At 57.0% G+C, this 18,524-nt stretch carries 16 protein-coding genes; 5 read left to right on the plus strand and 11 right to left on the minus strand.

All coding sequences use genetic code 11. The features are described from left to right. Positions 1-130 precede the first annotated feature (130 nt). From ACP2AU_RS15670 to ACP2AU_RS15695, 6 genes are all read right to left on the minus strand, one after another. Positions 131-754 carry a sulfite oxidase heme-binding subunit YedZ gene (locus ACP2AU_RS15670; RefSeq protein WP_426377156.1) on the minus strand — a complete coding sequence of 208 codons (624 nt, stop codon included), beginning with the start codon at positions 752-754 and terminating at the stop codon, positions 131-133. Continuing rightward, positions 754-1,728, minus strand: a complete 975-nt coding sequence (gene msrP / locus ACP2AU_RS15675; RefSeq protein ID WP_426377157.1) for a protein-methionine-sulfoxide reductase catalytic subunit MsrP — start codon at positions 1,726-1,728, stop codon at positions 754-756. Before msrP ends, ACP2AU_RS15670 begins: the two co-directional genes overlap by 1 nt. An 86-nt stretch (positions 1,729-1,814) precedes the next feature. Further along, positions 1,815-2,630: a CDP-diacylglycerol--serine O-phosphatidyltransferase gene (gene pssA / locus ACP2AU_RS15680; RefSeq protein ID WP_426377158.1), complete on the minus strand. Its 816-nt coding sequence runs from the start codon at positions 2,628-2,630 to the stop codon at positions 1,815-1,817. 90 nt (positions 2,631-2,720) lie between these two features. Next, positions 2,721-3,737 (minus strand): ketol-acid reductoisomerase, encoded by a 1,017-nt coding sequence (gene ilvC, locus ACP2AU_RS15685; protein ID WP_426377159.1) that lies wholly within the window; start codon positions 3,735-3,737, stop codon positions 2,721-2,723. A 64-nt stretch (positions 3,738-3,801) separates the two neighbouring features. Continuing rightward, the gene (ilvN, locus tag ACP2AU_RS15690) at positions 3,802-4,293 is read right to left on the minus strand and encodes an acetolactate synthase small subunit (RefSeq protein ID WP_426377160.1); all 492 of its coding nucleotides are present in this window, start codon (positions 4,291-4,293) and stop codon (positions 3,802-3,804) included. A gap of 2 nt (positions 4,294-4,295) precedes the next feature. Further along, positions 4,296-6,014, minus strand: coding sequence for an acetolactate synthase 3 large subunit (locus tag ACP2AU_RS15695; protein WP_426377161.1), 1,719 nt, complete (start codon positions 6,012-6,014; stop codon positions 4,296-4,298). A 470-nt stretch (positions 6,015-6,484) separates the two neighbouring features. Here ACP2AU_RS15695 and ACP2AU_RS15700 point away from each other — a divergent pair, with 470 nt between their 5' ends. After that, a complete protein-coding gene (locus ACP2AU_RS15700) occupies positions 6,485-6,955 on the plus strand; it encodes a DUF4124 domain-containing protein (protein WP_426377162.1) in 471 nt (156 codons plus the stop codon). Between the two features lie 86 nt (positions 6,956-7,041). Here the strand turns inward: ACP2AU_RS15700 and clpB are convergent, their stop codons facing one another. The 3 genes from clpB to rluD all read right to left on the minus strand — a co-directional run bounded on the left by clpB (position 7,042) and on the right by rluD (position 11,530). Beyond that, complete coding sequence (gene clpB / locus ACP2AU_RS15705; RefSeq protein ID WP_426377163.1) at positions 7,042-9,624, minus strand: ATP-dependent chaperone ClpB; 2,583 nt, start codon at positions 9,622-9,624, stop codon at positions 7,042-7,044. Between the two features lie 180 nt (positions 9,625-9,804). Beyond that, complete coding sequence (gene pgeF, locus ACP2AU_RS15710; RefSeq protein ID WP_426377164.1) at positions 9,805-10,563, minus strand: peptidoglycan editing factor PgeF; 759 nt, start codon at positions 10,561-10,563, stop codon at positions 9,805-9,807. Next, positions 10,553-11,530, minus strand: coding sequence for a 23S rRNA pseudouridine(1911/1915/1917) synthase RluD (gene rluD / locus ACP2AU_RS15715; RefSeq protein WP_426377165.1), 978 nt, complete (start codon positions 11,528-11,530; stop codon positions 10,553-10,555). Before rluD ends, pgeF begins: the two co-directional genes overlap by 11 nt. A 173-nt stretch (positions 11,531-11,703) precedes the next feature. Between rluD and ACP2AU_RS15720 the strand changes: the two genes are divergently transcribed. Continuing rightward, positions 11,704-12,537, plus strand: a complete 834-nt coding sequence (locus ACP2AU_RS15720) for an outer membrane protein assembly factor BamD (RefSeq protein WP_426377166.1) — start codon at positions 11,704-11,706, stop codon at positions 12,535-12,537. An 8-nt stretch (positions 12,538-12,545) separates the two neighbouring features. Here ACP2AU_RS15720 and ACP2AU_RS15725 read toward each other — a convergent pair whose 3' ends face one another. Then, positions 12,546-14,210 carry an NAD+ synthase gene (locus ACP2AU_RS15725; RefSeq protein WP_426377167.1) on the minus strand — a complete coding sequence of 555 codons (1,665 nt, stop codon included), beginning with the start codon at positions 14,208-14,210 and terminating at the stop codon, positions 12,546-12,548. A 92-nt stretch (positions 14,211-14,302) separates the two neighbouring features. Between ACP2AU_RS15725 and ACP2AU_RS15730 the strand changes: the two genes are divergently transcribed. From ACP2AU_RS15730 to ACP2AU_RS15740, 3 genes are read left to right on the plus strand one after another with little or no spacing between them, the layout of a single operon-like run. Further along, on the plus strand, positions 14,303-15,949 hold the full coding sequence (locus ACP2AU_RS15730; RefSeq protein ID WP_426377168.1) for an ATP-binding protein: 1,647 nt from the start codon (positions 14,303-14,305) through the stop codon (positions 15,947-15,949). A 49-nt stretch (positions 15,950-15,998) separates the two neighbouring features. After that, complete coding sequence (locus ACP2AU_RS15735; protein WP_426377169.1) at positions 15,999-17,396, plus strand: sigma-54-dependent transcriptional regulator; 1,398 nt, start codon at positions 15,999-16,001, stop codon at positions 17,394-17,396. A 57-nt stretch (positions 17,397-17,453) separates the two neighbouring features. After that, positions 17,454-18,014, plus strand: a complete 561-nt coding sequence (locus ACP2AU_RS15740) for a GspH/FimT family pseudopilin (RefSeq protein ID WP_426377170.1) — start codon at positions 17,454-17,456, stop codon at positions 18,012-18,014. A 12-nt stretch (positions 18,015-18,026) separates the two neighbouring features. On the opposite strand, the gene ACP2AU_RS15745 is transcribed toward ACP2AU_RS15740, so the two are convergent. Further along, positions 18,027-18,521 carry a type IV pilin protein gene (locus ACP2AU_RS15745; protein WP_426377171.1) on the minus strand — a complete coding sequence of 165 codons (495 nt, stop codon included), beginning with the start codon at positions 18,519-18,521 and terminating at the stop codon, positions 18,027-18,029. Between the last annotated feature and the right edge of the window lie 3 nt (positions 18,522-18,524).

Consider the following 18,524-nt stretch of genomic DNA (forward strand, 5'->3'; position numbering starts at 1 on the left):
CCCCTCGAAAGAGATGCGCATTCTACAGACCTCACCGAACCTGTCAACGACCGTTTCCAACTTATTTTCGATGACTTCGGTTTCCACCTATGCGAGTGCTCAGATTACACTCAACCCGTGCAATTTCCGATCAATTTCCGACCTTTTTCAAAGGCACCAGCGCCGATAGCCCAGACCAATACACCCGAGCGGCGAGCAATATTGCCAAAACCACGCCATACAACACCATTTCAGTGATGTCGCTTCTGGCCTGCCACAGAAAATGGATCCAGACCAAAACCGCCGAACTGTATATAAGCCGGTGCACGGGCTTCCAGCGTCGGCCCAGTTTTTTCATCATTCCTTTAGTGGACGTAAAGGCCAAAGGAATCATTAACACGAATGCGAGCGCCCCGGCGATGATATAGGGGCGCTTGGTAAAAGTGTCCCATAGATCAAACCAGCCGAGAATAAACTGAAGGAACGCCAGCAGATGCAATGAGGCGTAGAAAAAGACGAACAACCCGAGCATTCGCCGGAACCGAAGCCAACCGGCCCAACCGGTTAACTTTCGCAATGGCGATATAGCAAGCGTTATCAGGAGCAACTGGAAAGCCGTTATCCCCAAAGTCTCGGTTATGGTTTGCCCCGGATCAGGCCCCAGGCTGCCATTACGAAGATCCCATCCAATCAGAAAAAGAGGGATCAAACAGATTAGCAACAGGAAGCCTTTGACCGTGGTGTAGGGGAACCGCCTGGAACCTTTGGCCGCCATTAGTAATACCTGGACAGGTCCATGCCTTTATAGAGCCCGGCGACCTGCTCGCCATAACCGTTGAACTTCTCAGTCTCAATCCAGTTGGGGCTCAACAATCCCGACGGCAATCGGCGCTCACGCTTCTGACTCCAGCGAGGATGGTCCACTTCCGGGTTCACATTGGCATAAAAACCGTATTCCTCTGGCGCGATCATCTCCCAGCTGGTTTTCGGCCGCCCCTCCATGAACCGGATCCGGACAATGGACTTGATGCTTTTGAAACCGTACTTCCAGGGAATCACCAGGCGCGCAGGGGCGCCGTTCTGGTTTGGCAGTGTTTTACCGTAGAGGCCGACCGCCAGAAACGATAATTCGTTCATGGCTTCATCCATTCTGAGCCCCTCTCTATAGGGCCAGTCAATAACACTGAACATGGAACGCTGCCCGCGCATCTGATCCGGATCGTGCAGGGTTTCAAAGTAAACGTATTTTGCTTTCGAGGTCGGCTCAAGCCGCTTAAGTACATCCGCCAGCGGCACACCCACCCATGGAATCACCATTGACCAGGCTTCAACACAACGCAACCGGTAAATCCGCTCCTGATAATCCCCGGGGCTGAGCAGATCTTCCAGGGCATAAGTACCGGTCTTTGCACACTCGCCTTCCACGGCGATCGACCAGGGGTCAACAGACATAGCATCGGCATAACGCGCGGGGTCGCCCTTGCCTGTGCCGAATTCGTAAAAGTTGTTGTAAGAAGTCACCGCCTCGTAGGGCGCCTTGTCTTCGTTCGTTGAAAATTCCGGCATCGCAGTAAACGGCAATGTTTCACCAGGAATATTCGCGCCCTCTGCCTTCAGCACTCCGGGCAGCGCCAGCGCCGCCGCCGACGCAAGGGTTCCGGCCATGAATTTTCGGCGGTTCAAATAGACCGATTCTGGCGTGACGGCAGATTCAGGAATGGCCCAGGAGGGGCTGCGCTTGAAAAGCATCGGGAATCTCCAACTCATTACGTGAGGTAAGTGACCGGAGGTTCCCGAGAAAATTCCCGGCCGAGGGGCCGGCCGGAAGACAGTCGTTACCCGGCTCGCCCGGGTTTGCGGCGGAACAGCGCCCGGAGCGGGCCGGACAGTGCATAGATCAGGAACCCGGTGAACAATACGGCAGCCGGATCAATCGCGATCACCACAAACACCAGCACAACCAGGAGAATCGCCGCAAAAGGTACCCTGCCCCGCAAATCAAGATCCTTGAAACTGCGGTACAGGATGTTGCTGACCATCATCACACCCGTGCCAGCTACCACGATGATCGTCAGCAGCGAAAGCCAGGTTGAGGGCTCGAAACGGTGGAAACACCACACCAGGCCGGCAACACAGGCCGCGGCAGCAGGACTGGCCAGGCCCACAAAATACTTTTTATCGACCGAACCGATCTGGGTATTGAACCGGGCCAACCGTAAGGCTGCTCCGGCCACATAAATGAAGGTAACCACCCAGCCCACTTTATCGAGACCGTTAAGCGACCAGAAAAACGCCACCAAACCGGGCGCCACCCCGAACGCAACCATGTCGGCCAGGCTGTCGTACTCTTCGCCAAACTTGCTCTGGGTATTGGTCATCCGGGCGACGCGGCCATCCAGGCCGTCCAGAATCATCGACACAAAAATGGCAATGGCAGCGTTATCAAACACGCCATTTGCGGCGGAAACAATCGCGTAAAAACCCGAGAAAAGGGAAGCGGTAGTCAGCGCATTGGGCAGCAGATAAATACCCTTGCGGCGAACTTTTGCGCCCTCAATCAACTCTTCTTCAACAACCTCGCCCGGCTCAATGTCAGGCTCTGGATTTCGCTTTGGGTCGGATTTTTCCACGGTGCTCTTTTCTTCAGTCATTCCATAAACTCCGGAAAGCATTTGGGCGGAGTATAAACGAAAAACGCGGCCACAAGGGGCCGCGTTTGCAAACCTCACCTAAAATCGGGATCAGTTCTTGTCTTTATCCACGATCTTGTTGGCGGAAATCCACGGCATCATAGAGCGCAGCTTCTCGCCGACCACTTCAATTTCATGGGAGGCATTCTGACGACGACGGGCAGTCATCGACGGATAGTTCAGAGCCCCTTCAGAAATGAACATCTTGGCATACTCACCGCTCTGAATCCGCTTCAGTGCATTGCGCATGGCTTCACGGGACTCAGCGTTGATCACCTCCGGGCCGGTTACGTACTCGCCGTACTCGGCGTTGTTGGAGATGGAGTAGTTCATGTTGGCGATACCGCCTTCATACATCAGGTCAACAATCAGCTTGAGCTCGTGCAGGCACTCGAAGTATGCCATTTCCGGCGCGTAACCTGCTTCGGTCAGAGTTTCAAAACCGGCTTTAACCAGCTCAACCGCACCGCCACACAGAACCGCCTGCTCACCAAACAGATCCGTCTCGGTTTCGTCTTTGAAGGTCGTTTCGATGATGCCGGTGCGGCCGCCACCGATACCGCTGGCGTAGGACAGGGCCAGATCTTTGGCGCTGCCAGACGCATCCTGGAAGATAGCAACCAGGTCGGGAATACCGCCGCCCTTGGTGAACTCGGTACGCACGGTGTGGCCCGGCGCTTTCGGGGCAACCATGATAACGTCCAGGTCTTTGCGGGGAACGATCTGGTTGTAGTGAATGGCAAAACCATGGGCGAACGCCAGGGTTGCACCCTGCTTCAGGTTCGGTTCGATCTCTTCACGATACAACTGGGCCTGGAATTCGTCCGGAGTCAGAACCATGACCACGTCAGAAGCGGCAACCGCCGACGCCACATCGCTGGTCTTCAGGCCGTAGGCTTCGGCTTTGGCGATGGACGAGGAGCCTGGACGCAGACCAACGGTCACATCAACACCGGATTCTTTCAGGTTGCACGCGTGCGCGTGCCCCTGGGAACCAAAGCCAAGAATGGCAACTTTCTTGCCCTGGATGATGGAAAGATCGCAATCCTTATCGTAATAAACCTGCATGAGAAACCTCTATTGTATGAAATGGCCCCGGAAGGCCATGGTTTTCGATTTGTTTTGGCAGCCTTTACAGGCTGAGAACCTTTTCGCCACGGGCAATACCAGAAACACCGGTCCGGACAACCTCGAGCACGCCTGACGTTCCGATCGCCTGGATAAAGCCATCCAGCTTGTCGCTGTCACCGGCAAGTTGCACGGTGTACACGGAACTGGTGACATCCACGATCTGGCCCCGGAAAATATCCACGGTGCGCTTGATCTCGGCGCGCTGGGAGCCGGTCGCCTTAAGCTTGACCAGCATCAGCTCCCGCTCGATGTGGGCGCCCTCAGTCAGATCCACCAGCTTGACCACCTCGATCAGCTTGTTCAACTGCTTGGTAATCTGCTCGATGACCTTATCCGAGCCTGTGGTTGTGACGGTCAGGCGTGACAGGGTTTCGTCCTCGGTCGGCGCTACGGTCAGTGTTTCTATGTTGTAATTGCGCTGCGAGAACAGACCGACCACGCGGGACAGCGCGCCCGGCTCGTTTTCCAGCAAAACAGAAATGATTCGACGCATGATCACACCCTCTCCGTCTTGCTGAGCCACATATCCTTCATGGATCCGCGGGCCACCTGCATCGGATAGACGTGCTCAAACCGGTCGACATAAATATCGACGAACACAAGCTTGTCTTTCATCGCCAGAACTTCTTTCAACTTGGGCTCAAGGTCTTCTTTGCGGTCAATCCTTACACCCACATGGCCGTAGGATTCCGCCAGCTTGATAAAGTCCGGCAGGGACTCCATGTAAGACTGGGAGTGGCGTGACTCGTAATTCATATCCTGCCACTGCTTCACCATACCCAAAGCCTGATTGTTCAGGTTGATAATCTTCACCGGAAGGTTGTACTGATTACAGGTCGACAGCTCCTGGATGTTCATCTGGATGCTGCCCTCACCGGTAATACAAAGCACTTCGTCATCCGGGTGGGTAAGCTTCACGCCCATGGCGGCTGGCAGGCCAAAGCCCATGGTGCCCAGACCACCGGAGTTGATCCAGCGATTGGGCTTGTTGAACTTGTAGTACTGCGCCGCAAACATCTGGTGCTGCCCCACATCAGAGGTCACAAATGCTTCGCCGTTGGTGAGCCGACACAGCATTTCGATAACTTCCTGGGGTTTGATCACATCGGGGCTTGTTTCATAGCGCATACCATGGAACGCGCGCCATTCATCAATCTGCTTCCACCAGGCGGCCAAGGCCTCGGCATCCGGCGTGTCTTTGGATTCTTTCACCAGAGACAGCATCTCCTTGAGCACGGCATCAACCGGGCCAACGATGGGCACATCGGCATCGATCGTTTTGGAAATCGATGCCGGATCAATGTCGATATGGATTATGCGGGCGCCAGGACAGAACTTCTCTGTTGCGTTGGTTACCCGGTCATCAAAACGGGCACCTATGCAGAGAATCAGGTCTGAGTGATGCATCGCCATATTGGCTTCATAGGTACCGTGCATACCCAGCCAACCCAGGTGCTGCTTGTCTGACGCGGGATAGCAGCCGATGCCCATCAGCGTATTGGTGATGGGAAAGTTGAGCAGTCGCGTCAACTCGGTAAGCTGATCACTGGCTTTACCCAAAACAACGCCGCCACCGGCATAGATCACTGGCCGGCGGGACGCCATCAGCATATCGACCGCTTTCTTGATCTGGCCGGCATGGCCACGAATGGCCGGGTTGTAGGAACGCAACTTGATCTTTTTCGGATAGGAATATTCGTAGCGCTCGTTCGGCGTGGTCATATCTTTCGGGATATCAACCACAACCGGGCCAGGACGACCTGTGGCCGCTATGTAATAAGCCTTACGAATAACCTCGGGGATTTCCCCGGGATGGCGCACACTGAGGTTGTGCTTAACCACCGGACGGGAGACACCGATCATGTCTGTTTCCTGGAATGCATCCTCACCAATCAGAGTGGATGCAACCTGGCCACACAGAACCACCATGGGGATGGAATCCATGAACGCGGTGGCAATGCCGGTAATGGTGTTGGTGGCTCCAGGACCCGAGGTCACCAGTACGGTACCTGGTTTTCCGGTTGCACGGGCATAGCCGTCGGCCATGTGGACCGCCGCCTGTTCGTGCCGCACCAGAATATGCTTGACTTTGTCCTGCCTGAACAGCGCATCATAAATATGAAGGGCTGCACCACCCGGATAGCCGTATATGTATTCGATCCCTTCATCTTTCAGGGAGCGGATCAGCATATCGGCGCCAGACAATAACTCCACGATTTTCTACCCTCTTCTACGAGTGAATGAGCCGGGGTACGCCCCCGGTTGCCTGGATTCTCGGTTTCCCTGCTTCTTGTGAAAGCGGAACCGGCTTACTCCTCCACACCAGAATTAAGAGGTTGTCTCCTGGCCAGCCACTATCCTGAGGGTTGCGGAAAATGGCCAATCAACGGGTTGCAAGTAAGCAACAACCAAGGCCTGCCAGACGCTGGCAAGCACAGTGTGGTGATTAACGGGGGATACTCGCTCGGGATTGCCTGCCGTATTGACCCCAGTCTTCAGGCAATCGGTAATTCTGACAGCGGGAAACTCACTGTCAATAGTCGTCGCAGCCTAATTGCCGGCAATTTCCGCTCTGGTTGCCATACCGGATCGGTTCGCGTACAAGATTTTGAACCAGGGACAAGAAAATTGCGCCAGGCAATGGCATGATGGCCCCAGCGAGTAACACAGTGGCGAGCAGACAGATGAATCGAAAAATATTATTGCTAACCGCACTGATGGCAGCGGCCCCCGGCCTCGCAAACAGTGCCTCGGTGTACAAATGGACCGACGAGAATGGGGTAACCCACTTTGGCGACCGCCAGCCAACGGGCCAGAGCGCCGAACAGGTCAATGTGCGTTCCGGCACCAGCCAGGGCTCGGGTGGCCAGCGCCGAAGCGCCCAGGAACAACTGGGTGACTTGCAGGAGCAGCAGGCGGCAGAGCAACAGCAACGGGAAGAGTCCGCGGTTGAAGAGGCTCGCCGTAAACAACGGGAAGCCAATTGTGCCACCGCACGCTCCAATCTCCGGGTTATCAACAGCAACGCCCGCATTCGTGTGGAAGAAAATGGCGAGCAACGCTATCTGACCCCCGAAGAAATTGAACAGCAGCGGCAAAAATTCGAGGAAATCGAAGACGAAAACTGCGGCGCACAAGGCGACGACGAGCGCTAGGCGCTCATGCCTGGTAAGTAAAAAAGAAAAAGGGCGGAGGCTTCGGCCAACCGCCCTTTTTCATGCTCACCCGGAGCAAACGGCTATCATCCGCCCGTCTTGGTGAACACCAACTGGTTTTCCTGAACGGTTGCACGGATGGTGTCACCCGGCACAAACTCACCCTGCAACAACCGCTGCGCCAACGGGTTTTCGATCATCCGCTGAATCGCGCGCTTGAGCGGGCGTGCACCGTAAACCGGGTCGTACCCCACTTCCGCGAGCAGCTGCATCACATCGTCCCCAAGCTCCAGCTTCATGTCCTGATCTGTCAGGCGGCGGGCCAGATTCTCAATCTGAATTCTGGCAATGCCCTGAATCTGGGATTCAGCCAGCGGATGGAAGACCACCACATCGTCAACCCGGTTAATGAATTCGGGCCGGAAATGGGTTCCGACCACCTCCATCACCGCAGACTTCATATCCTCGTAGTTTTCTTCCCCGGCTTTCTCCTGAATGATGTGGGAACCCAGGTTGGAGGTCATCACCACCACAGTATTGCGGAAGTCCACCGTCCGCCCCTGGCCATCGGTCAGGCGGCCATCATCCAGAACCTGCAACAAAACGTTGAAGACATCCGGGTGAGCCTTTTCAACTTCGTCCAGCAGCAACACCGAATAGGGTCTGCGGCGCACGGCTTCGGTCAGATAACCCCCTTCCTCATACCCCACGTACCCCGGAGGCGCACCAATCAGGCGAGCCACGGAATGCTTCTCCATGAACTCGGACATATCGATGCGTACCATGGCTTCCTCGGTATCGAACAGGAAAGACGCCAGCGCCTTGCAGAGCTCCGTCTTACCCACCCCGGTGGGCCCGAGAAACAGAAACGAACCGTTGGGTCGGTTCGGATCCGACAACCCGGCACGTGAGCGACGCACCGCGTTGGAAACCGCTTCAACGGCTTCTTCCTGGCCAATTACCCGGCCATGCAAAGCCTCTTCCATACGCATCAGCTTGTCGCGCTCACCTTCCAGCATCTTGGACACCGGAATCCCCGTCCACTTGGAAACAATCTCGGCAATTTCCTCGTCGGTTACCCGGTTACGCAACAGCTTCATTTCCATCATTTCGGCCTGGCTGGCCATGTCCAGCTGGCGTTCCAGTTCCGGGATCTGGCCGTACTGCAGCTCCGACATCTTGCCCAGGTCGCCGCCGCGGCGGGCGTTTTCCAGATCAATCCGCGCCTGCTCAAGCTGGCTCTTGATCTTCTGCGAGCCGTGAAGGGCCGCTTTTTCCGTGTTCCAGATTTCTTCCAGGTCCGCGTATTCGCGCTCCACACCGCCAATCACGGCAGACAACTCTTCCAGTCGTTTTTTGGACGCGGCATCGGTTTCCTTTTTCAGCGCTTCCCGCTCGATCTTCAACTGAATCAGCCGACGTTCGAGGCGGTCCAGCGCTTCGGGTTTCGAGTCCATCTCCATGCGAATCTGGCTGGCAGCTTCATCGACCAGATCAATCGCCTTGTCCGGCAACTGGCGGTCCGTAATGTAACGATGGGACAATTTGGCAGCCGCAATAATCGCGCCGTCCGTCACCTCAACCCCATGGTGAACCTCATACCGCTCTTTGAGGCCGCGCAAAATGGCAATGGTGTCCTCTTCGCCGGGCTCACTCACCAGCACTTTCTGGAAGCGCCGCTCCAGGGCCGCATCCTTTTCAATGTGTTGGCGATATTCATCCAGGGTGGTGGCCCCCACGCAATGCAGCTCGCCCCGGGCCAGTGCCGGCTTCAGCATATTGCCGGCGTCCATGGAGCCCTCCGCCTTGCCAGCGCCGACCATGGTATGAATTTCATCAATGAACAGGATAATCTGCCCTTCCTGCTTGGCCAGCTCATTGAGCACCGCTTTCAAGCGTTCCTCAAACTCACCCCGGAACTTGGCGCCTGCGATCAGAGCGCCCATATCCAGCGACAATACTTTCTTGTCTTTCAGGCCTTCGGGCACTTCGCCATTCACAATGCGCTGGGCCAGGCCTTCAACAATGGCCGTCTTGCCCACGCCAGGCTCGCCAATCAGTACCGGGTTATTCTTGCGCCGGCGCTGCAAAACCTGAATGGTACGGCGAATCTCGTCGTCTCGCCCGATCACCGGGTCGAGCTTACCGGCCTCGGCCCGTTCGGTCAGATCGATGGTGTACTTTGACAAGGCCTGTCGATTTTCTTCGGCTCCGGCATCGTTCACCGATTCACCCCCTCGCACGTCGTCAATGGCTTTTTCAAGGGCCGCCTTATCGACGCCCTGCTCTCGCAAAATACGCCCCAACGAGCCGCGATCCTCAACCGCCGCCAACAGAACCAACTCGCTGGAGATGAACTGGTCGCTCCGTTGCTGGGCGTGCTTGTCAGAAATATTGAACAGCCGGCCCATGTCATTCGACATGGAGACATCGCCGGCATTGCCCTGCACTTCCGGCAGGTTCTCAATTTCCCTGACAACCGCCTCCCTCAAACGGCCAGGCTCAACGCCGATCTGTTTCAGCAGCGGCTTGATGGAACCGCCCTGCTGGTCCATCAAAGCCTGCATCAAGTGCACCGGCTCGATAAAATTGTGGTCCTTGCCAACCGCAATGGACTGAGCGTCCGCCAGCGCGGACTGCAATTTGCTGGTCAGTTTGTCGATTCTCATGTGGTCTGATCCCCAAATTCTCAATGAATACCGTTGGCGCCTGCGCCCGGATATTCCGATTGCTTTGAACTTAATGTAGGGGCAAGTGGGGGGAGTTCAAGTTGGGCTGGCCGCCATTCGTCAGAAAATTGACGGCCATCAGTAAACGCACTGAGAGGCGGTGCGTTTGAGGCGACAGGTTCAGGCTTTGATCCAGATAAGCGTGACCATCCGGCCGGTCTGTCCATCCCGCCGGTATGAAAAAAACCATTCCTTATCCTGAACAGTACAGATACTGCCTCCGGCCACGGAGTTCACACCGGCCCGTTCCAGGCGCTGGGTCGCCAGGCGGTAGAGATCCGCCATGAAATGCCCCGGCCGGGCGCCGTCGGTTTTAAAGGCGCGTGCGGCTTGCGGGCTGTGCTGAACAAAACAATCCCGTACCTCCGGGCCCACTTCAAAGCTGTCCGGACCAATCGCAGGCCCCAGCCAGGCACTGAGTGTTCCGGGCTCCACGCCCATTGCCGTAACCAGTTTTTCCAGCACACCACCGGCCAAACTGCGCCATCCGGCATGGGCGGCGCCGACCACCGTCCCCCTGGCATCGGCAAGCACCACGGGCAGGCAGTCCGCTGTCAGAATGGCACAGGCAAGGCCGGGAACGCGGGTAAAGCTGGCGTCAGCCTCCGGTACGCCCTTAACCGTTTCCGGGGTAAGTTCTACCACCCGGGTACCGTGTACCTGATTCAACCAACCGATCTGACCGACGTCCAGGCCAGTGAAACGGGCCAGGCGCTGACGATTCTCAGCGACCGACCCGGCCTCATCGCCAACATGGGTGCCCAGGTTCAGCGATGCCCATGGCGCCTGACTGACCCCACCCTTCCGGGTGGTGCCCAGCGCTTGCACCGACTCGGGTGCAGTCCAACTGGGCCTGAGAATGTAATTATCAGAAATCACGTTCTTCCAGTTCCCGGGCGTGCTTTCTTAACGCCTCAATCAAATGAACCATGTCGTCTGGCAAAGGCACCTCCCAACTGAGCGTTTCTCCGGTTTCCGGATGCTCAAGCGTTAACTGCCGGGCGTGCAGGGCTTGCCGCGTAAAAACCGCCAGCACCTCTCGGAGTTCCTCGGTTGTGCCCTTCGGCAAGCGCAATCGCCCGCCATAGGCCGGGTCTCCCACCAGCGGGTGGCGCACGTGAGACAAATGAACACGGATCTGGTGAGTGCGGCCACTTTCCAGCTTGCAGCGCACCAGGGTGTGGGCCGCAAAGCGCTCCAGCAAACGGTAATGGGTCACCGCCGGCTTGCCGCCGGCAACCACCGCCATCCGCTTACGGTCCTGCGGATGCCGGCCAATGGGGGCATCCACTGTAGCTCCCCCGGTGAGGGCTCCCACCACTACCGCTTCATACTCCCGGCCCATGCTGCGGGTCTGTAACTGGTCCACCAGAGACGTGTGGGCAATCAGGCTGCGGGCCACCACCATAATGCCGGAGGTGTCCTTGTCCAGACGATGGACAATGCCCGCCCGCGGAAGGTTTTCCACCTCCGGAGCGTAATTCAGCAAGGCATTCACCAGCGTACCGTCGGCATGGCCCGCCGCGGGATGCACCACAAGCCCCGCCGGCTTGTTGATCACCAGCAGGTGTTCATCTTCATAGACGATGTCCAGGCTAATGGGCTCAGCCTCCCATGTCACCTGCACTTCCGGCTCGGCATCCAGCGCCAGGGCATCGCCCATCATCACTTTGTCCCTGGGCTTACGAGACTTGCCGTTAACGGTCAGAGCGCCGTTTTTAATCCACGATTGCAGGCGTGAACGGGAATGCTCGGGCATCAGCTCGGCAGCCGCCTGGTCCAGGCGTTTGTCGCTGAGTTCAGGCGGCACGATAAATTGGCCGGTAATTCGGTTCTCGGAAGTCATTCAACCTCATTTTCGCCGTTGAAGTATGGCGTGCGCGGCCGCCAGTGGGGCGGCGATGTTACGTTTCGGTCAGATTCGCCAACCAACTCCGGGGAAACACTGCACACAAGGCGCCTTCCCCGTTACAATGGCTGATCAAATCACAAGTTGCGACCATTATACGGGATTCCGGCATGAGATCAGTCGTTCGATTACTGCTACTTTCCACTCTCTTGGCTCTGGCCGCGGGGTGCGCGTCCCAGAAAGAGGCGGAAGTTCTGCCGGAGCAGACCTATTACGAAAATGCCCGGAACGCCATGAATTCCGGCAACTTCAACGAGGCCGAGCAGAATCTTGACGCACTGGAGACTTACTATCCCTTCGGGCGTTACGCCGAACAGGCCCAGCTCGACCTGATCTTCGCTCGCTACCAGAACCTCGATCTTGAAGGCGCCCGCGCCGCCGCCGATCGCTTTATGCGCCTTAACCCGCAAAGCGATCATCTGGACTATGCGCTCTACATGAAGGGGCTGGCCTCCTACAATCTGGACCTGGGGCTGGCCGCCCGCTATTTCCCGGTGGATGTGGCGGCGCGCAATCCCGGGGAGCAGCTGCAGTCTTTCCGCGATTTTTCGCAGCTGCTGAACCGCTTCCCGGACAGCGAATACGCCGCGGACGCGCGCCAACGCATGATCGCCGTTCGCAACCGCATGGCCGAGCTGGAATTGCACGCCGCGCGTTATTACATCAAGCGGGAAGCCTTTGTGGCCGCCAACAATCGCGCCCGCTACGTGGTGGAGAACTATCCGTCATCACCGTCTGTGGAGCAGGCACTGATGATCCTGGCGGACACCTTTCGCTTTCTGGAGCTGAACAAGGGCGCAAATGACGCGATTGCCACGCTGAGGAAAAATTCCCCGAACAGCGAGGCGTTCAATGATGAGGGCGAGTACGAATCAGACTTGCTGCGCCGCCAGAACCGGTCACTGATCAATGTCGTGACCTTCGGCCTGATGGGCGACGAATAAGAGCGGGGTTATTTCCCGCTCTTCCAGCCATTGGTGATGGGATAGCGCCGGTCTTTGCCAAAGCCTCGCTCGGTAATCCGAACGCCAATCGGGGCCTGTCGGCGCTTGTATTCGTTGATATCAACCAACCGCACCACCCGATCAACATCCGCCCGTTCAAACCCCTCTGCGACAATGGCATCCGCGCTGTAATCCCGTTCAACGTACAGATTCAGGATCTGGTCCAGCGCATCGTAGCCCGGCAGGCTGTCCTCATCTTTCTGGTCCGGCGCGAGTTCGGCTGAGGGCGGCCGGGTAATCACCCGCTCCGGAATAACCGGCGACAGCGTGTTGCGATACCAGGCCAGGCGGAAGACCAGCGTTTTCGGCACATCTTTCAGCACATCAAAGCCGCCTGCCATATCGCCATAAAGCGTGGAATAGCCAACCGCCATTTCGCTCTTGTTGCCAGTCGTCAGCACCAGCGAACCAAACTTGTTGGACAGCGACATCAGCAGAACGCCCCTCAGGCGCGCCTGCAGGTTTTCTTCGGTCGTATCGGGGGTTGTGCCCGCAAACGGCTCCGCCAACGCCGCCATGAACGCATCGTACATTGGCTCGATGGAGAACACGTCGTACTGTACCCCCATGGTAGTCGCCTGGGCCTCTGCATCTTCAAGGCTGATACCGGAGGTATACCGGAACGGCATCATCACGGCACGCACCCGTTCTTTACCCAGGGCATCAACGGCAACCGCCAGCGTGACCGCTGAATCGATGCCTCCGGACAGCCCCAACACCACCGACTTGAAGCCATTCTTATTGACGTAATCCCGCACCCCGGTGACCAGTGCCTTGTAAACATTGGCCTCCAGTTGCGGCTCTGGCGGCAGTGGCCGGGAAATCGGCTGACAGTGGTGCTCACACAGAAAGTCAACCGGATACAGCCCCTCGGCAAACTGCGGCGCCTCAACCGAGAGCGCGCCCGAGTGATCAAACACCATCGAGCCACCGTCAAACACCAGCTCGTCCTGCCCGCCTACGAGGTTGACGTACACCACGCTGACCTGGTTTTCCCGGGCTTTCCGCTCCAACAGCGCCTTGCGCCGCGCTTGCTTGTCGATATCGTAGGGCGAGGCGTTAAGGTTCAGAATCAGCTGCGCACCAGCGGCCGCGGCATCTTCCAATGGGCCCTCTTTCCACAAATCCTCGCACACCGTGATACCCACGGATTCACCCTTGATGCTCAACACCAGCGTATCGGAGCCGTCTGCGAAATAGCGCTTTTCATCGAAAACCTGATAGTTAGGTGGGCATCGCTTGAAGTAATGGCCGCGAATTTCCCCGCTCTCGATTACCAGGGCCGCGTTGTATAGCTGCCCCCCGGAACGAACCGGGGCACCAATCACCATCGCCAGAGGAAGTGCTGCTGACTGCAGCTTGTCCAGCGCCTCATTTACCCGAAGGTCCAGGCTGGGGCGCAACAACAGATCTTCCGGCGGGTAGCCGGTCAGACAAAGCTCAGGAAACACCACAATGTCTGCCTGGTGCTCATCCTGCGCACGCCGCGCCGCATCCAGAATCAGGTCGGTATTGCCCGGAATATCTCCGACCAGGAAATCCAGTTGTGCCATAACAACGCGGAGTTTTCTTGCGGCACTTTGGCCCGTGGCTGATTGACCGGCTTGCGGCATGGATTGGCTCCTGTAACTTGTTGCCGTTAAAAGGCTATTATAACCCGTCAGCAACCGAGATTTCTCGCGAACTCACACAGACGATTTGCTCCATGGCCCAAGACCTTTCAGACAAAGCCACTTCACGCTCCGCCTTCGGGCCCCCGGCAAAGCAGCAGCAGGCCCGGCTGTTCCGAATCTACAATCACTATCGGGTTGTGATCAGCCTGGTCTTGCTGGGATTGCTGTTCTTCGACCCGTTCACCACCGACACCAAGTTTCGCTGGCTGGAATACTACCAGGCAGGCATCGTGATCTATCTGGCCATCAACGGCTTTACCGCCATGGCGCTGCTGTCTGGCATTCAGCCCCGGCAACGTCATATCACGCTTTCCATTCTGATCGATATTCTTGTCTTGCACGGGCTGTTACTGGCCAGCACCGGCATCACCAATGGGCTCGCCAATCTGGTCATCGTATCGGTAGCGGCCGGCAACATTCTGACGCCCAGCCGGATAGGCACCTTCTATGCGGCCCTGGCGGCCATCTGCTCCCTGGGTATCTCCGGCTGGGCGGTCATTGCCATTAACGGGACCGCCGATGATATCGTTCGGGCAGGCTCTCTGGGCATTCTCTACTTCGCCGCAGCCTTTGTGCTCCAAAGCATTTCACGGCGGATGATCCGAAGCGAGGCGCTGGCCAGCAGCCGCGCCCGCAGCCTTCAGGAACTGGAGGAAATCAACCAGCAGATTATCCAGCGTATGCGAACCGGCATTCTGGTACTCGATCGCGCCGGGCACATCCGGCTCGCCAACGCCGCCGCTGAAGAATTGCTGTTCGGTGCAAGCCCACATACGGAAGACATAGAACACCGCGCCAGACATCTGCCCGCCCCCCTCCGACAAGGCCTGGAAGCCTGGCTCAGGAACCCCAATATGCGTATTGAACCCTTCCAGGCTTCTGGCACATCGCCCCTGTTGCAGGCCAACTTTACCCAACTGGACCAAGAGCAAGGGGACCTGGTTCTGGTGTTCATCGAGGACATGAGCAAAGTCACCCAACAGGCACAACAAATGAAGCTGGCGTCTCTGGGGCGCCTGACCGCTGGCATCGCCCATGAAATCCGTAACCCGCTGGGTGCCATCAGCCATGCGGCGCAATTGATGGAAGAATCCCCGAACCTGGACGACGGTGACCTGCGTATGCTGGACATCATTCGCCGGCATTCCCGGCGCGTGAACGGCATTATCGAGAACGTGCTGGACCTGTCTCGCCGGCGAGCGGCCAATTCCGAACTGATCGATGTCGGCGAATGGCTGCAAGAATTCCAGCATGACTTCTTGCAAACCGTCGAGGGTGAAGATGCCCCGACCATCGAACTGGTTCTTGAGGCCCCGCTTCCACAGGCCCGCTTTGATAAAAGCCAGATTGAGCAGGTGATGGTGAATCTGTGCGACAATGGCTTGCGGTACAGCAAACAACAGACCGGCCAAAACCAGATACAATTAATCGCAGGGGCAACCGAAGATCGCGAGCGCGCCTATGTGGATGTCCGGGATTTTGGCCCCGGCATTGGCGCGGAACACCGGCAGTCGGTATTCGAGCCGTTTTTCACCACCGACAAGAGCGGCACCGGTCTTGGCTTGTATCTGGCCCGGGAGCTTTGCGAAGCCAACCAGGCACACCTGTCGCTTGTAGACGATGAGCAACCGGGGTGCCGCTTCCGCATAACCTTCGCCCACCCAGGGCGGATGATCTGACAAGCCGGCCATCGGGCGTTTGAATTCAACAGGGAACCGAAGACACAGAATGACTACACAGACAGCGCTGATTGTTGACGACGAGCCGGATATCCGGGATCTGCTGGAAATCACTCTGACCCGGATGGGCATCACCACCTACACCGCCCCGGATCTCGCCAGTGCCAAAAATCTTTTGACACAACACACCCCACAGCTTTGCCTGACCGACATGAACCTGCCCGATGGCAACGGCATTGAACTGGTGCAGTGGATTCAACAACATACGCCCTGCACCCCGGTGGCCGTTATTACCGCCTACGGCAGCATGGACACCGCCATTGAATCGCTCAAAGCCGGGGCTTTCGATTTCGTTTCCAAACCCGTGGAACTGCCGCGACTGCGGGAACTGGTCAACAGCGCCCTGAAACTATCGGAACCCAAGCCCCAACAGACCGAAGCCCCGGGCGAAACCGGCCTGCTCCTGGGTGATTCGCCACAAATCCACAAGCTCCGAAACCAGACCAAAAAACTCGCCCGAAGCCAGGCACCGGTTTTTATCAGCGGCGAATCCGGCAGCGGTAAAGAGCTGGTTGCCCGCATGATCCACCTGCAAGGCCCCAGAAGCGATGGGCCCTTTGTCGCCGTCAACTGCGGCGCCATTCCATCTGAGTTGATGGAAAGCGAATTCTTCGGGCACAAGAAAGGCAGTTTTACCGGTGCGATTGAAAACAAGCAGGGCCTGTTCCGGTCCGCCGACGGCGGCACGTTGTTCCTGGACGAAGTCGCCGATCTGCCCCTGGCCATGCAAGTCAAACTCCTGCGAGCCATCCAGGAAAAAGCGGTGCGTCCGGTAGGCGACACCAAAGAAGTACCGGTTGATATCCGCGTGCTCAGCGCCACCCACAAGAATCTTGCGGAACTGGTGCAGGAAGGTAACTTCCGCCAGGATCTGTTTTACCGGATCAACGTTATCGAATTGGCGGTGCCACCACTCCGGGCTCGCGCAGACGATATCCCTTTACTGGCAGAACATATCCTCCAACGTATTGCGCGCGAGTACGAGTGTGATCCCGCCAAACTCACCCCTGCCGCCATCGAGCGCCTCAGGGGCTACGCATTCCCGGGCAACGTGCGGGAACTGGAAAACATCCTGGAGCGCGCCTTTACCCTGTGCGATGAAGACTTGATCGATGCCGGAGACCTTCACCTGGGCGGTGGCGTTGCGCCGGCTGGCTCAAGCTCTGGCCCAACCCGGATAACAACCCCAGAGCACGCACCCGAGCCTGAGGCTGCCCCGGTGCCGGAGGGTGAAATTGACCTGGAGAATTACCTGGAAGGTATTGAACGCCAGGCTATAGAAAAAGCGCTGGAAGCTACGCGGTGGAACAAAACCGCAGCCGCCAAGAGGCTGGGCATCAGTTTTCGGGCGTTGCGGTATCGGTTGAAGAAGTTGGGAATGGAGTAGATAATTTCATCTGGCTTTCAGGACGATCGCCAGGACACCAATAACAAGGACGTAGAAATGAAAAAACCATATCATCGGGGGTTCACCCTGATAGAGCTGTTGCTCGTTACAACCATACTAACGATCGCGCTGGGTATTGGCCTCCCTTCCTTCAGTAAACTCATTGAAGACAGTCATCGAAAAAGCACGCTCAACCAGTTGCTCACAGGCATAAGCTACGCAAGAACGGAAGCCATTAGCCGAAGTTCGAATGTCACCTTGTGCCCCCTGGATAGAAGTAATCGATGCTCACGTGATTGGAATCAGCCTCTCACCGTCTTTATTGATCCAGCTCGGGCCAGACAACTGACATCTCCGAATAATATTCTTCGAGTATTACAGGCTCCGGATCAAGGCAAGCTCTATGGCAGAACGGGCATCAGAAAACACTTTGGATTCAGGCCCACGGGGATGGCGCGGGAAAGCATCGGGCATCTGCTATGGTGTCCCGACGATGGCAACCGGGAAAAGGCTTTTCAGATACGAATTAACATGGGTGGACGACCAATACTGGCCGGGGACTCCAGTAACGACGGCATTGTCGAAGATGCCTACGGGCGAAATGTGAGTTGCCCGTAGGCCAAACAGAAATCAGTCCCCCCACTTCTCCACCCAGGTGGAACCATCTTTTTGCCAACGGCGGGTGCCGTTAGACAGCAGCTGCAGTTTGCCGTCTCCCGCTTGGGCACCTTTCGGCGCGGCCTCCAACGTATAACTATTCCGATGGCGACTGCTGGGCTTTAGAGCAACGATTTTAAGGTCGTAATACTTGGTTGCGCCATCGAGAGGTGCTTCAGACGGAAAGACCTCACTTTTCGGCTTACCCGAGTCTGCGTCACCTGCTGCAGCCTCTTGGTACGTATTCCCGTTATCTGTGTAATATCGCTCCATCGCCATCGCAAACCCGGTCAGGGCAGCCTGGGCATCGGAACGCCGGCTTTTCTCAACCGAGCTTTGATACGACGGGTAAGCAATTGCTGCCAAAATACCGACGATGGCCACAACGATCATCAGCTCTATCAGTGTAAAACCACGCTGCTCCGCAGGGCGGGCATAGCCCGCGCCTGCATTTACTGCCTTGTTCATAGC

The organism is Marinobacter sp. VGCF2001 (genome assembly GCF_049943275.1).
Lineage (GTDB): Bacteria > Pseudomonadota > Gammaproteobacteria > Pseudomonadales > Oleiphilaceae > Marinobacter.